This window comes from Pseudomonas sp. LY-1, assembly GCF_053502595.1.
This window is the reverse complement of record NZ_CP094353.1, coordinates 184034-197390: the sequence shown is the minus strand read 5'-3', so window position 1 is coordinate 197390 and position 13357 is coordinate 184034. Positions and strand designations below refer to the sequence as shown.

Here is a 13357-nt window from a genome sequence, read left to right as displayed (position 1 = left end):
CTGACGGGGAGTTGTTAGGAGTCGGATGCACGAGCGGGCGCGAAATCTGGGAATGTACTCAGGCCCCCGCACGATGCATGTCGGCTGGTGCGACCATCATTTGCTCTACCCCATCGATGGCGAGGCGTCCCCCGGGCGCGAGCGCAGCCGCCATCCGCGGCCATGCGCGCGCGCCGGCATCCGGGTGTCGGCCGTCGAACGCGCCGACGCGCACCGCAACGATCAGATCGAAGGGCGCTTCTCCAGGCCCCAGGACGAAGTCCTCTGCGGCGACCTGACGAAAGGACAGATGCCCCGCTGCGATCGCTTCGCCGGACGAGGCCATCGCCTGCTCGATGGCGTGCGCAGAGCGGTCGATGCCGAGCACCTGTCCCGGTGCCACGCGCGCGGCGATCGCCCGCGCGAGCGCACCCGGACCGCAGCCGACTTCGAGCACGCGCAGCCCGGGCCGCAGCGGCAGCGCGTCGAGCATTTGTTGCAGGCGGGGAGAAAGCCGGGCCATGGTGTGAGCTCCTTCAGTGACGGTCACCGCCAGTCGAGGGATGCGAGCACGTATAGCCGCCATCAAACCCGTGCGGCCTTCCAGCGCCCGCGGCTGAACAGCCACAGCGTAAATAAGCCGACTGCGGCCTCGGAGACGAACACGCCCCAGAACACCCCCGAGTGCGCCCAACCCAGCGGCAGGGCCAGCGCCCAGGCGAGCGGGATCTGGATCAGCCAGAAGAACACCAGGTTGATCCAGGTTGGCGTCATCGTATCGCCAGCGCCGTTGAAGGCCTGCACCGACACCATCCACCAGCCGTACACGAAATAGGAATACGCGAGGATGGCGAGCCACTCGCCGCCGATGGCGATCACCTGCGCGTCGTCGGTGAACAGGGCGATGAGCTGGTCATGCAGGAAGAAGAAGGCCACCGACACCGCCAGGGTGAACGCCATGTTCATCCAGCCGATGCGCCACACGGCCGCCTCGGCACGTGCGGGCTGACCCGCGCCGAGGTTCTGCCCGACCAGCGTGGCGGCGGCGTTGGACATGCCCCAGGCGGGCATCAGGGTGAACATCATGATGCGGATCGTGATCGTCGCCCCCGCCACGGCCTCGGTCGAGACGCTGGCGAGGATGCGCATCAGGAAGATCCAGGCGGTCATCGACACGATCATCTGGCCGATCCCGCCGAACGAGGTGCGCACGATCTGCAGCAGCGTCGCACCATGCCAGCGCAGGCTGGCGCGGCGGATGCGCAGGTGTTCGCTGCCGCGCACCAGGATCCACACCTGCATCAGCACGCCGGCGCCGCGCCCGATGTTGGTCGCGATCGCCGCGCCCTCGATGCCGAGCGCCGGGATCGGCCCGAGGCCGAAGATCAGGATCGGATCGAGCACGATGTTGAGCGCATTGGCGACCCATAGCACGCGCATCGCCGCGGCTGCGTCGCCCGCTCCGCGAAAGATGGCGTTGATGACGAACAGCAGCAGGATCACCACATTGCCGCCGAGCATCCACTGGGTATAGCGATAGCCGTGCTCGATGGCCCAGGCGTCCGCCCCCATCAGCCGCAGCAGCTCCTGCGCCCACACGATTCCGGCCAGCGCGAAGGGCAGCGAGACCAGCACCGCCACCAAGATGGCCTGCACCGCGGACAGCGCAGCCTCCTCGCCGCGATGCTCGCCGATGCGGCGGGCGACGATCGCGGTGACCGCCATCGCCAACCCGATCGCGATCGAATACAGCAGGAACAGATAGGTTTCGGTCAGCCCGACGGTGGCCACCGCCGACGGCCCGAGCTTGGCCACGAAGAAGATGTCGACCACCGCGAAGGTCGATTCGAGCACCAGCTCCAGCATCATCGGCACGGCCAGCAGGAACACCGCGCGCTTCAGGGGAATGCGCGTGTAATCGGCGTTCGTGCCGCGCAGCGCGGCGCGAACGTCGGCCCACAGGCCGGTGGAGGCAGTGCCGGTGGACATGCTGGGATCTCCTGTAGGGGGGTTCTAGTTTGGGGGGGGCGGCGGCTGGTCGACGGATTCAGGCCATCGAATACAGGCCGATGCAGTTGCCCTCGGTGTCCGTCACCAGCGCGCAGTGGCCGTACTCGCCGATCGAGAACTTGGGCTTGAACACCTTGCCACCGGCTATTTCGACACGCGCTTGTTCGACGGCGCAATCCTCGCAGCCAAAGTACACCAGCGTGCCACCGCCGCCAGAGGGCACCCCGTCCATCTTGGCCAACATGCCGCCTGCGCCCGGGCCGGGCATGTCCATCGGAAAGGACAGCATCTGCATGTCCTGGGCTTCGCCCTCGGGCGACTTCAGCTCAGCCAGCTGGCACTGGAACACCGTTTCGTAGAACTTGCGCGCGCGCGGCATGTCCTGCACGTAGATCTCAAACCAGACGACGGGATTGGGTTTCATGGGATGCTCCTTGGGGGTTGAGGCATGTGGGTTCCGACCGAAACAGGGTGGGTCAAGGGCAGCGCGCTCAGCGCCCCGCCACGGCCGCCTCGATGGCCGCGACGTCGATCTTGTGCATCGTCATCATGGCTTCGAAGGCACGCCTGGCCTCCTCGCCCCCCGCGGCTATCGCCTCGGTCAGCACGCGCGGCGTGATCTGCCAGGAAAGGCCCCACCGGTCCTGGCACCAGCCGCAGGCATTCTCTGCGCCGCCATTGCCGACGATGGCGTTCCAGTAGCGGTCGGTCTCTTCCTGGTCGTCGGTCGCGATCTGGAACGAAAAGGCCGCGGTCTGCGGGTACGCCGGGCCGCCGTTGAGGCCGAGGCACGGGATGCCCGCGACGGTGAACTGCACGGTCAGTACGTCGCCGGCCTTGCCGGACGGGTAATCGGCGGGCGCGCGATGGACGGCCGTCACCCGGCTGTCGGGGAAGGTCGCGGCGTAGAAGCGGGCGGCCTCCTCGGCGTCCTTGTCGAACCAGAGGCAGATCGTGTTCTTGTGCATGGTCTCTCCTTTCGTGTCGAAGCCGTGTGTGCGGGACAGCCGCTTACGCCTGCACGCCGGGTTGCAGGATCGCCCACTTGAGGCCGAACGGGTCTTCCAGCAGCCCCCAGTCGTCGCCCCAGAACTGGCGCTCGTAAGGAGCGAGCACCTTGCAGCCGGCGGCGACCGCCCGATCCCACCAGGCGTGGCCGTCGGCGACCACGAGTTGCAGGTGGCCGAACTCGCCGCGCTGCGCCGCCGCGTTGCTACCGTCGGCGCATCCGGCGTGATCGGTCATCATCAGCGCGCCGCGATTGATCTCGACTTGGGCGTGGATCAGTCCCGGTGTGCCGTCGGGGAAGGGCATGCGGCCCAGCTCCTTCGCGCCGAAGGCGCGGGCGTAGAAGTCGCAGGCTTCGGCGGCACGGCCAGCCATGGTCATGTAGGGAATCACGCCGTTCATCACGGCGGGGTCGGCGGGGTGGGGTGCGTCGCTCATGGCAGTACTCCTTCGGGTGGGTGAAACGTTTGCGGGTACCTGCTGGTCGTTCGGCGGGTGGCCAAATCGACGGCTCACACCCAGCCTTCGATCTTGAGACCGGAGGCCTTCTCGGCCTCTTCGCGCGTCACCACCTTCACCGTCTGCGCGAACGTCCAGATGTGCCCTTCGGGATCGCGTGCGCGATAGGTCCGGTCGCCATAGAACTGGGTCTGGGGGGGCTGTACGATGACGGCGCCCGCCGCCTTCGCTCGCGCGCAGTGCTTGTCGATGTCCTCGGTCAGGTGAACGTGAACGGTCTGCGTATTCTTGCCGGCGATCGAGGCTGGGCTCGTGTGGTCGGCCGTCCATTCGGTGCCGACCATGATGATGCCGTCGCCGAAGCGCATCTCCGAATGCTCGAGACTGCCCTCGGCGTTCGTGATCACCATGGCGGTTTCGAATCCGAACGCGGCTTCGAGCCATTTCAAAGCCGCCTTCGGATCTCGATAGCAGAGGGCAGGCACTAGCGTCGGGCGCTGCGCGCTCATGACCATGGGCCTCTCGTCGCTTCGTGAATGAGCTCGTCATCCGCGTGACAGTCGAGAATGCTGGCCATGTCGCCGGTCTGGAGCGCTCTCTTCCAAGCGCGAATCAGGTCGCGGACCTGCGCTCCTGGCGGGGTCGTCGAGGTGATGTCGGTCATGGTGTTCTCCTCGGGCTGGAATGCTTCAAGGTTCGAGCCACAGCGCCTTGTAACTCTGCGGGTCGAACGGGGCGGAGAAGTGTTCGTGCACGACCTGCCACTTGCCGTGCTGCTTGCGGAAACAGGCCGTCATGCGCATCCAGCCGGACATCTCCTTGCCGTCCGGTCCGGTACCGCCGCAGCGGTTGAGGCCGTGGGCGAAGGCGAGTTCGTCGCCGGCGGTGATCTGCAGCTCATGGAGTTCGAAGATCATCGGACCGGTGCACATCGTCATGCAGGTTTCCCAATGCTTGCGGTAGGCGTCGGCGCCCTTGAACTGCAGTTGCGCGATCGCATCGAAGGCGACGATGTCCGGCGCGTAGTGGGCGAAGATGCGATCGATGTCCTTGGCGCGAACCGCGTGCGCCCAGTCTTCCAATTGGCTGCGAAGCTCTGTTTCAGTGCGTGCGAGGGTGGATGCGGTGTCCATGACGGGTCTCCTTCGTGTGGGTGAAACGGTCCTGCGTACCGGTTAGTCGATCGGCGGGCAGCCAGATCGACATTCGATCCTCCGGTTCAGCGGGTGGCTTCCGGCGCGGCGAAACCGAGCGCCTGTAGCGTCTGCGCATCCTCCGCGACCGGCCTCACCTCGACGCAGCCGAGCTTTGCTCCCGGGATGCGGGACGCCACCTGGATCGCCTCGTTCAAATCCCGGGCCTCGATCAGGTAGTAGCCGCCGAGCTGGTCCTTGGTCTCGGTCCACGGCCCGTCTGTGACCGACACCCGGCCGTTGCGCACCCGGACGGTGCTGGCGGCATCGGGCGGCAGCAGCCGGTTGCAGCCGAGGTAATGGCCGCTCTGCCGGATGGCGTCGGTGAACTCGCGGTACTCCTCGAAGTGCTTGTCCGCATCGGCACGCGGCATCTGCTCCATCACCTTCTCGGCACAGATCAGGCACAGGTATTTCATGGCTCGTTCTCCTGGTGAATGGTTGATGGGAACCAAATTCGACCCCTACGACGTTCAGCAGTCTTCAGGGTTCGCGTGCCGCAGCACGTCAGCTCTGGCGACGGTTTCGCGGATCGGCCGGATCGGCCGTACTTCGATGCTGCCGACACGCGCTGGCGGGATTCCCGCCGCGAGTCGGATCGCCTTGTCGAGGTCCTTCGCTTCGATCATGTAGAAGCCGGCAAGCTGCTCCTTGGTCTCGGCGAAGGGACCATCGGTGACCGACACCTTGCCCCCACGCACGCGCACCGTGGTGGCGGTATGGACCGATTGGAGCGCTTCCGAGGCGAGACAGTGGCCGCTTGACCGGATCGCCGTGTCGTAGGCGACACAGTCTTCGTCGGGTAGCTCGTCGAGGCGTTGTTCATCGAGGTAGACGAGGCACAGGTATTTCATTGCGTTGCTCCTTCGCGATGGTGTTCGGTTGCGGCTTCCGTACCCTTGGTCGAATGGCAGTTCGCGAGATCGACATCACCCGGACAACTCGGCGAGCCGCCGCTCGAGGAAGCGACGCTCGGGCGCCTGCCGGACCAACGCCAGCGCGCATCGGTAGGCCGCCCGCGCCTCCTCGGTTCTCCCCAGGCGTCGGCACAGGTCGGCGCGGGCGGCGTGCGCGAGGTGGTAGTCGGCCAGCTCGCCGCGGCCGAGGATCGCGTCGAGCGCGGCCAGCCCCGCCGCGGGATCGTGGTGCATCGCCACCGCAACGGCGCGGTTCAATTCCACCACCGGCGACGGCTCGAGCCGCAGCAGCAGGTCATAGAGGGCGACGATCTGCGCCCAGTCGGTGGCGGCGGCGGTGGGCGCCTCGGCATGGACGGCCGCGATGGCCGCCTGTAGCGCGTAGGGGCCGGCGCGGCCCGAGACCAGCGCGTGCTCGACCAGGGCCGTGCCTTCGGCGATCAGCGTCCGGTTCCACCGCGAACGGTCCTGCTCGTCGAGGAGCACCAGATCGCCCTCCGCGGTCGTGCGCGTATCGCGGCGCGACTCCTGCAACAGCATCAGCGCAAGCAGCCCGACGGACTCCGGTTCGGGGAGCAGTTGGGCGAGCAGACGGCCAAGCCGGATCGCCTCGGCCGACAAGTCGGCGCGCGTCAGCGACTCGCCGGCCGAGGCCGAGTAGCCCTCGTTGAACACCAGATAGATCACGCGCAGTACGCTGTCGAGCCGGGCCGGCAGCGCGGCCGGCTGCGGCACTTCATAGGGCACGCGCGCATCGCGGATCTTGCCCTTGGCGCGCACGATGCGCTGCGCGAGCGCGGGCGGTGCGACGAGGAAGGCACGTGCGATCTCCTCGGTGGTGAGGCCGCATACCTCGCGCAGCGTCAGCGCCACCTGCGCCTCGGGCGACAGCACCGGATGGCAGCAGGTGAAGACCAGCCGCAGGCGGTCATCCTCGACGCTGTCGTCGTCGGTCTCTTTGCTCGCCAGGTCGGGCCGGTCATCGAGGTCGTCAACGAAATCGAACCGTGCCCGCCGTCGCAGGCCGTCGATCGCCTTGAAGCGGCCGGTCGACACCAGCCAGGCGCGCGGATTGGCCGGCACACCCTCTCGCGGCCACTGCTCGAGCGCGACACGAAAGGCATCGTGCAGCGCCTCCTCCGCGAGATCGAAGTCGCCGAGCAGGCGAATCAGCGTCGCGAACAGCCGGCGCGACTCGGTCCGGTAGATCACCTCCAATTGCTCGCGCACTGTCCCTGCCGCTCCGGGAGACGTTTCCGGCAAGGGCTGGTGCGATTCGTCCGATGAAACCTTACGGTCGTCCATTTGCGCTTCCTGGGAGTAACGGTGCGGCTTCGAGCCTGTTCCTCACGGCGTACTTTCAACAGCCATTCGTTCTCTGGCAAAGATCATGTTCGCGACAGCAACTTCGCCCCATCCGGGCGCAACTCTCCTTTGGGTGAAACGTGCCTATACAAGGTCTGCCGCGTGATGCCGAGTTCCTGGCAAAGATCGCCCACCTTGGTTTCCGGTTGCCCCATGCTGGCCATCGCCAGACGCAGCTTGGCGGCAGTCATCTTGAACGGGCGCCCCCCTTGCCTACCGCGAGCGCGCGCCGATACGAGCCCGGCAACCGTTCGCTCGGAAATCAACGCCCGCTCGAACTCGGCCAGCGCAGCAAAGATACCGAACACCAGTTTGCCAGCGGCAGTCGCAGTCGCCGTCAAAACCTCGAACGTTCGGACCTGACTCACCTTGTCGCTCATATGACTCTCCTCGTGATTCACGAGGAAAATGAGCCTCAAACCGAAAATCCGCTACGTGGGGTGGCCTACCCGCTTACCATAAGATCATCCTCGCGCATATTTCATCACATCCGACCACGCTCTGACGCTCAGTTGCTTTCACCAGAAGGGTGGCTCTGATTCAGATCGGTCGCCATCGATCGGGCTAAGCTGAGGAGCCGGCGAAGGGCCGGATTGTCGTTGCGCGGCGACCAGATGGCGGAGAATGGAAGGATCTCGGCCGTGATCGGCCGAAACACGATTCCCGGAAAATGGGACGCGGTCATCGCCTCGCTTGTTACAGTCAAGCCGCGGCCAAGCGCTACGAGTGATAGCAAATTGTCCCGACTTACGCGCTGTTCTTGAACCTCGGGGTGGCGGCCGAGGTCGGCTAGGCGCTGTACCAAATAGTCGTGAATCTCTTGTCCGGGCGCGACGTCGCTCACGATGAATGTGGATGTAGCAAGGTCGCGCCAGTCGATTTCGGATTTGGATGTCAGTGGGTGGGAGACAGGCAGGACGGCGAAAACACGCTCGGACCATAAGTGTGCGGTGTCGCAGCCATCCCAAAGCGACGTTCCGGTGAGAAAAGCTACATCAACCCGGAGTTGGCGCACGGCCCCTATGTGGGAATGCGGTTCGCCCTCGACAAAATCAATTCTAACGCCTGGATGGCGATCCCCAAACGTTCGGAAAAGGGTCCAAAGGAAGCCCGAGGCAAGCGACGAAAAGATTCCGACGCGGAGTGTTCCTTCTTCGCCTCTACCGATCTTCGCGACGTCGCGCGTTCCGTCATGAATGGCCTTGAGCCCCTTCCGAGCACGCTGCAGAAATCGCTCGCCGGCAAAAGTGAGCGTAACCCCGGAGCTGTGGCGGTGAAAAAGCGATGCGCCGATCTGATCTTCGAGATCGCGGATACGGCGACTCACGGCTGACTCGCGGACCGAGAGAGCCGCCGCCGCCTTCCTGAAACTTCCAACCTCCGCGGCCACGACGAAATAGCGAATATGGCGCAAACCGAAGCACGGGGTCAGGGTGACAATAGCTTCGTCGGCCGGTGGACTGTCTACCCGGCAATGCTCCGCCCTTATGTTCTGTCGGTCATTGCCAATTCTAGCGACCTCAATCGCGTGCAACGGTGTTGGAGTGCTCGCGATATTCTCGTGCAGACTCATCGGACCACCTCCGCGTCAGCACCTACTCGCTGAACTGATAAGGCGCTCGGGCCGGATTCCCTTTGCTGTCGGTCCAGATGTCGTCCGGAAGGGATCGGTCCCGATGGCAGACAACGCCGTAGTCGGGGTAAGTGATTATGTCGACGGGGGCTCTTGTGCCAACAACAAGGCATCGTGTCGTCGACGCACTCCGGTTCTCAAGGTAGTGACCCACAGCGTCGCCGGCTCGAAATGTCGCCGCGTCGCCAGGTGCAAGAACGGCCTCAGCGTCACCCTCGACCAGGGTGACCGAGCCTTCGAGCACATAGATGAACTCGTCCTCGGCGCTGTGCCAGTGCTTGATCGAGGAACGAGAACCGGGCGGTAATTCTTCGATAAACGCACCGAATTGCGTCAAACCACCGACCTCGCTGATCCAATACACTACGTTGGGACCGCATGGATTGTCGGGCGGCCCTTCCTCGCGGAGCATCTCGTCTGATTTTATTACCGGCATTCAAACTCCTCCAGGGCTGCAGCTACGTTTGCCGATAGCCGAGCCAAAACTGATTGCTCTGTCGTGACGCGGCTGACACTGAACGTAGCCAGCTAGCGCGACGATCAGACCCAGCGGACCTGTCCCTGATGCGTCTCGGGCAGCCTCGCCCTCATGAGGATAGTCGCCGCTAGACGCATCGCTTGGACAAACAACCGTCAACTTCGGCCAGACCTACGATCAGCTGAACCGCTGGCGATACTCGCTGGGTGACACGTCCGCGATTCGCTGGAAGGCTCGACGCAGCGTTTGCTCATCTCTAAAACCGCATACGCTCGCAACTCGCTTCAGGGGTAGATCCCCCTCGGACAGGAGACGTTTGGCCTCTTCAAAACGCATCTTCTCGATTGCGGCAGCCGGGGTTAATCCGACGGCCACACGGAACTTGCGGGTAAAGGAACGCACACTCATGCCAGAGCGGCTCGCCAGTACCTCAACGGAGAGATTCTCCTTTAGATGGCCCGCGGCCCAGGTGAGGAGATCGGAGAAATCGGTGTCCGTCGAAGCCTGAAGCGACAGGCTGGTGCTGAATTGATGCTGATTTCCCGGGCGGCGAAAGTATACCACCAACATCTTCGCGACATCCATTGCAAGCTTCCGGCCGTGGTCATCTTCGACAAGATGCAGCGCAAGATCGATGCCTGCGCTCACACCGGCCGAACTCCAGATGTTGCCGTCGTGTACGAAGATTGGGCCATCAAGAATGGTCGCGCCGTCGCATTTGCGCTTTAGCGTTTCTATGAAATCCCAGTGCGTCGTGGCAAAGCGACCAGCAAGCAAGCCCGCTTCTGCAAGGAGGAACGCCCCGACGCACACGGAGCATACGCGGCGGGAGCGTGGACCATTCTCAGCCAGCCATGCGACTAGCCTAGTGTCGAAGACGCTGTTGTCATTCGGCCTGCCGCCCGGGACGATGATTGTGTCGATCTGCTCGAGGCCGATTTCGCGGAAGGGCCGAGCGAGGATATGCAGGCCGGTCGACGTTGCTACGGCCCCGCCATCCACGGACGCCACCGCGAGATCGTAAAGCGCTACGCCGGTCGTTGCCTTCGAATAACCTGATGCAGTTGAGAAGACCTGCATCGGCCCAACTAGGTCAAGCGCGGTAACGCCGTTGTATGCGATCAGCAATATTTTTCGAACCATCTGGAGCGCGCCCACCTATACCCATCATGCAGAAAACGACTGAAGTATTCCTCGGTTCGATAGGGAAACCTGCCTCCTTCCGGACGAAGATATCGCCCTCGGATGCGCGTCCAACTCCAAATCAATCAGGACGACCTTGTGCGTTCCGTCGAGCGAAGTGCCTCCAAAAGCAGGTCCTGCATCAGGCGCTGGAGCGCATCTGTCGCGTTGCGCACGTCGGTCATCGCCTTCGTCACATCCGCCTCGTTGAGCGGGGACGAACCGGCGACCGAGGCCAATTCGCGACGCGCCTCTCTCAGCTTGCCGAGCGCCGCGACAGTCCGCGGTCTGTTCTCGCGGAGCAATCGTCGGAATTCGGAGCGGACCTCGTCAGGGTAAGCTGAGAACGCACTCTCGGCGAGGATAGACATCGCCGGTGCGTCACGCTGGCTTTTCACTACGTACCCGAGCGAGAAGAAGTTTCCGACCAGCGATGCTGCGAAGACGGCGAACAGAAGCGCTCGCAGCCATGAAAATCGTTTCACAGGCGGCCTCCGTTGCTTCGTGTGACAGTAATGGTCTCCGCAAGCTCAGAAGGCGGAACACCGACAGCAAACGCCAAGAGAGCATTGTCCGATATCTGCGTTTCCACACCGGCGGCCACGTAGCCACCGACCGCTGACACTGTAAGAACAAGTGCCATGCTCGCGGCTGTCGCCGGCATCGACCACGATCCGAGACCGATCGGCAGGCTGAAGGGTCGGCGCTTCGGCAGCGCGATTTTGGCCAACACATTGCGCGCAAGCGCACGCTCGTCAGTCGGCTCGATCGTTGCTTCAAGCACGAGACGGTCGAGTTGCTCTTCCTCGCTGATCGTATCGCGTCGATCAGTCGCTAGAAACAGCAACGCCTCGCGGCGAAACGGTGCCGGCCATGATGCGACATCGGCTCCAAATCGAACTTTCAAACCTTCAAATTCGCCCCTGTTCATCTTGTTTTCCTTCCATTTTGTGGTTCAGCCTTCCCGACCTCCGAAAGCTGGGCGCGTAACGTTCGCCTCGCTCGGACAAGCAGTTGCTCTACTGATCCGGCGCTTGCATCCATCACTTCGGCAATCGCGGGAACGTCGAGGTCGGCGACTGCTCGAAGGAGCAGCGCCATTCGCTGTCGTTCCGGCAGTTTTTCGAGGCCGGCGCGAACGATGGCCAACTCCTGCCGAGCGCCCATCCACGAGTCGACATCGGGGTCTTCCGAAGGAAATCCTTCGTGCGCCTCTTCGAAGCCGATGAACATGCGGAATTTGCGCCAGCGCCTCACGTCGATGCATCGATTTGCAGCGATCCGATAGATCCACGTCGTCGCGCGTCCTTTCGAACGATCGAAGCGCTTCGCGTTCTTCCAGACCGCAATGAAGACGTCCTGCACGACATCCTCGGCTTCATCGGAACCACCAAGATAGCGCCCGGCGAAGAGGCGTAGACCGCGTCCGTGCCTGTCTATCAGCTGCCGAAGGGCAAGCTGCTCGCCCGCAGCCACGCGGGCGAGCAGCACCTCGTCGTCGAGGCGCTCCGGCAGTCTTGCGATTTCCGGGGCACGCGCTTGGCTCACGCGGGCTTACCTCCAGTGGCGGCGAAAGCCGATGCCGACATTTCCGCGCGGGCCGGTGTGAACACCGATGGACCGCACGCCATGGGGGCTCGCGCCGTCACGGTGTTCCCGGAGTAGGTCCGCCCGTTCGGGCCGGTTGCAGAATAGCTGCGCCGGCACCGGTCGACGAACCCGTTGCGGCAGGTCGAATTTGACGTGTAGGTCGCACCATTCGGCCCGACACGTGTCGTCTGGCCGGAATAGATGTTGCCGTCTCTCGTCACGCTACGGGTGATCTGGCCGCCATTCCGCGTATCGCGCGTCCATTCAGCCGACATGGCCGGGGCCGCGCCAAGCAACATGGCAACACCAAGCGCGGCGAAGGTTCTCTTCCAGGAAATAAACATCTTGAACTCCTCAGTACTGATTCAATTCTTGCTCAGAGCTGCGGTCAACCTCAGCGGTCGAACATGATGCCGCGGATGACGAGAAACTCGGCGGCCGACAGCTTCCCGTCGCCATCCCGGTCGGCAAGGTCGAAGAAGAGCGTGCGAGCACGAAATTCGTCCCTCGACACCTTTCCGTCGCCGCTCGTGTCGAGCCGCCGCATCTGATTTCCGAGACGCGCCTGCATGGCCGTCGCGCGATCCATGATCGCATCGCGGAGCATTTCAGTTTCGTCTTCATCGATAACTCCGTCGCTATTCACGTCGAGGCGAGCGAAGAGTTTCGCCCGCGCGGCGACTATCTCGTCGCGCGAGACAGCGCCGTCGTTATTCGCATCGAGCCGCTGAAGAATCGGCGATACCGTTTGCGCGTGAGCCGAGATCCCCGGCAGGGAGAGAGCGGCGACCAGCGCTGAGACCAGCGCGTATGAAGCCTTTTTCATCGAGTGTCTTCCTTCGGTTCTTTGGTTTTCGTCTGCCGATGGGCAGCTACGTGAACCAATACGAACCGCTGGCTCATCTCCTACGCGCTCAATCAAGGATTCCTGACATCTTGGCGGTGGCCGTCGACGGACGCCCCTTGCAAAGAAAAATGCCCGGCGGCGCGTAGGAGCTGCCGTTCCCATGCGTAGAAGCTCGCGTTGATGCCAATCCCACCCGAGGAAGGGGAGAGAATAATGAAGTTGAAATTGCTGGCCTGCGTGATGGTTGTCCTCGCGACTAGCAGCGCTTGCGCGGCGGACGGGCAAAGAGCCCGGCAGGCTTTCCGCCAAATGGACCAAAACGGTGATCGAGCGCTTCAGTTTACCGAGATACAGGCGGCGCGTGCGTCCTTGTTCGACCGGCTGGACGCAAATCGAAATGGCGTTCTCGACAATGGTGAGGCGCAGGCCGCCCTTAAGCGCGTGAGCGAGGGCGGTAGGCTCCAGATGGCAACGGCGGAAGGTCTGGAAACGCAGGCTCGCCGGATGGATGCGAACGGCGACGGCCGAATTACGAGAGCGGAATTCGCTCAATTCATTCCCGATCGGCTTCAGCGCGCCGATGCAAACGGCGACCGTTCACTTTCGCTCTCCGAACTCAGGTCGCTTCGTCAACGCTAATCGTCACCTAGGCTTTCAAAGAACAGGACACACAACGCGATGAGAAAGACTATTGCC

At 63.4% G+C, this 13357-nt stretch carries 20 protein-coding genes and 1 pseudogene; 1 reads left to right on the top strand and 20 read right to left on the bottom strand.

Going from position 1 to position 13357, the window contains the following annotated elements:
* Positions 1-58: 58 nt before the first annotated feature.
* The 20 genes and pseudogenes from MOQ67_RS00930 to MOQ67_RS00835 all read right to left on the bottom strand — a co-directional run bounded on the left by MOQ67_RS00930 (position 59) and on the right by MOQ67_RS00835 (position 12640).
* Entirely contained in the window at positions 59-502 is a 444-nt protein-coding gene (locus MOQ67_RS00930) for a class I SAM-dependent methyltransferase (RefSeq protein WP_021263841.1), read from the bottom strand.
* Positions 503-564: 62 nt separating this feature from the next.
* Positions 565-1968, bottom strand: coding sequence for an MATE family efflux transporter (locus MOQ67_RS00925; RefSeq protein ID WP_021263842.1), 1404 nt, complete (start codon positions 1966-1968; stop codon positions 565-567).
* 58 nt (positions 1969-2026) lie between these two features.
* On the bottom strand, positions 2027-2413 hold the full coding sequence (locus MOQ67_RS00920) for a VOC family protein (protein ID WP_021263843.1): 387 nt from the start codon (positions 2411-2413) through the stop codon (positions 2027-2029).
* Positions 2414-2480: 67 nt separating this feature from the next.
* Complete coding sequence (locus MOQ67_RS00915) at positions 2481-2957, bottom strand: VOC family protein (RefSeq protein ID WP_021263844.1); 477 nt, start codon at positions 2955-2957, stop codon at positions 2481-2483.
* Positions 2958-3000: 43 nt separating this feature from the next.
* The gene (locus MOQ67_RS00910; protein ID WP_021263845.1) at positions 3001-3435 is read right to left on the bottom strand and encodes a VOC family protein; all 435 of its coding nucleotides are present in this window, start codon (positions 3433-3435) and stop codon (positions 3001-3003) included.
* A 74-nt stretch (positions 3436-3509) separates the two neighbouring features.
* Positions 3510-3965: a VOC family protein gene (locus MOQ67_RS00905; protein ID WP_047472104.1), complete on the bottom strand. Its 456-nt coding sequence runs from the start codon at positions 3963-3965 to the stop codon at positions 3510-3512.
* Complete coding sequence (locus MOQ67_RS00900; protein WP_021264033.1) at positions 3962-4120, bottom strand: hypothetical protein; 159 nt, start codon at positions 4118-4120, stop codon at positions 3962-3964. The genes MOQ67_RS00905 and MOQ67_RS00900 overlap by 4 nt, the downstream gene beginning before the upstream one ends.
* Before the next feature lie 25 nt (positions 4121-4145).
* The gene (locus MOQ67_RS00895) at positions 4146-4589 is read right to left on the bottom strand and encodes a YybH family protein (protein ID WP_021264032.1); all 444 of its coding nucleotides are present in this window, start codon (positions 4587-4589) and stop codon (positions 4146-4148) included.
* Positions 4590-4675: 86 nt separating this feature from the next.
* Positions 4676-5068 (bottom strand): YciI family protein, encoded by a 393-nt coding sequence (locus tag MOQ67_RS00890; protein ID WP_021264031.1) that lies wholly within the window; start codon positions 5066-5068, stop codon positions 4676-4678.
* Positions 5069-5122: 54 nt separating this feature from the next.
* A complete protein-coding gene (locus MOQ67_RS00885) occupies positions 5123-5503 on the bottom strand; it encodes a YciI family protein (protein ID WP_021264030.1) in 381 nt (126 codons plus the stop codon).
* Between the two features lie 75 nt (positions 5504-5578).
* Positions 5579-6871, bottom strand: a complete 1293-nt coding sequence (locus MOQ67_RS00880; protein ID WP_079398510.1) for an RNA polymerase sigma factor — start codon at positions 6869-6871, stop codon at positions 5579-5581.
* A gap of 83 nt (positions 6872-6954) precedes the next feature.
* Positions 6955-7263 (bottom strand): annotated as a pseudogene (locus tag MOQ67_RS00875) (recombinase family protein); the annotation flags it as partial.
* A gap of 176 nt (positions 7264-7439) precedes the next feature.
* The gene (locus tag MOQ67_RS00870; protein WP_021263988.1) at positions 7440-8504 is read right to left on the bottom strand and encodes a LysR family transcriptional regulator; all 1065 of its coding nucleotides are present in this window, start codon (positions 8502-8504) and stop codon (positions 7440-7442) included.
* 22 nt (positions 8505-8526) lie between these two features.
* Positions 8527-9000 carry a cupin domain-containing protein gene (locus tag MOQ67_RS00865; RefSeq protein WP_021263989.1) on the bottom strand — a complete coding sequence of 158 codons (474 nt, stop codon included), beginning with the start codon at positions 8998-9000 and terminating at the stop codon, positions 8527-8529.
* Positions 9001-9219: 219 nt separating this feature from the next.
* A complete protein-coding gene (locus tag MOQ67_RS00860) occupies positions 9220-10200 on the bottom strand; it encodes a GlxA family transcriptional regulator (protein WP_021263990.1) in 981 nt (326 codons plus the stop codon).
* Between the two features lie 110 nt (positions 10201-10310).
* Positions 10311-10709, bottom strand: a complete 399-nt coding sequence (locus tag MOQ67_RS00855; RefSeq protein ID WP_021263991.1) for a periplasmic heavy metal sensor — start codon at positions 10707-10709, stop codon at positions 10311-10313.
* Positions 10706-11155: a hypothetical protein gene (locus MOQ67_RS00850; RefSeq protein WP_021263992.1), complete on the bottom strand. Its 450-nt coding sequence runs from the start codon at positions 11153-11155 to the stop codon at positions 10706-10708. The genes MOQ67_RS00855 and MOQ67_RS00850 overlap by 4 nt, the downstream gene beginning before the upstream one ends.
* Positions 11152-11772 (bottom strand): RNA polymerase sigma factor, encoded by a 621-nt coding sequence (locus tag MOQ67_RS00845; RefSeq protein ID WP_046127927.1) that lies wholly within the window; start codon positions 11770-11772, stop codon positions 11152-11154. Before MOQ67_RS00845 ends, MOQ67_RS00850 begins: the two co-directional genes overlap by 4 nt.
* Positions 11769-12158, bottom strand: coding sequence for a hypothetical protein (locus tag MOQ67_RS00840; protein ID WP_021263994.1), 390 nt, complete (start codon positions 12156-12158; stop codon positions 11769-11771). Before MOQ67_RS00840 ends, MOQ67_RS00845 begins: the two co-directional genes overlap by 4 nt.
* Before the next feature lie 50 nt (positions 12159-12208).
* Entirely contained in the window at positions 12209-12640 is a 432-nt protein-coding gene (locus tag MOQ67_RS00835) for an EF-hand domain-containing protein (protein WP_021263995.1), read from the bottom strand.
* Positions 12641-12874: 234 nt separating this feature from the next.
* Between MOQ67_RS00835 and MOQ67_RS00830 the strand changes: the two genes are divergently transcribed.
* On the top strand, positions 12875-13300 hold the full coding sequence (locus MOQ67_RS00830) for an EF-hand domain-containing protein (protein WP_021263996.1): 426 nt from the start codon (positions 12875-12877) through the stop codon (positions 13298-13300).
* The last annotated feature ends 57 nt before the right edge of the window (positions 13301-13357 follow it).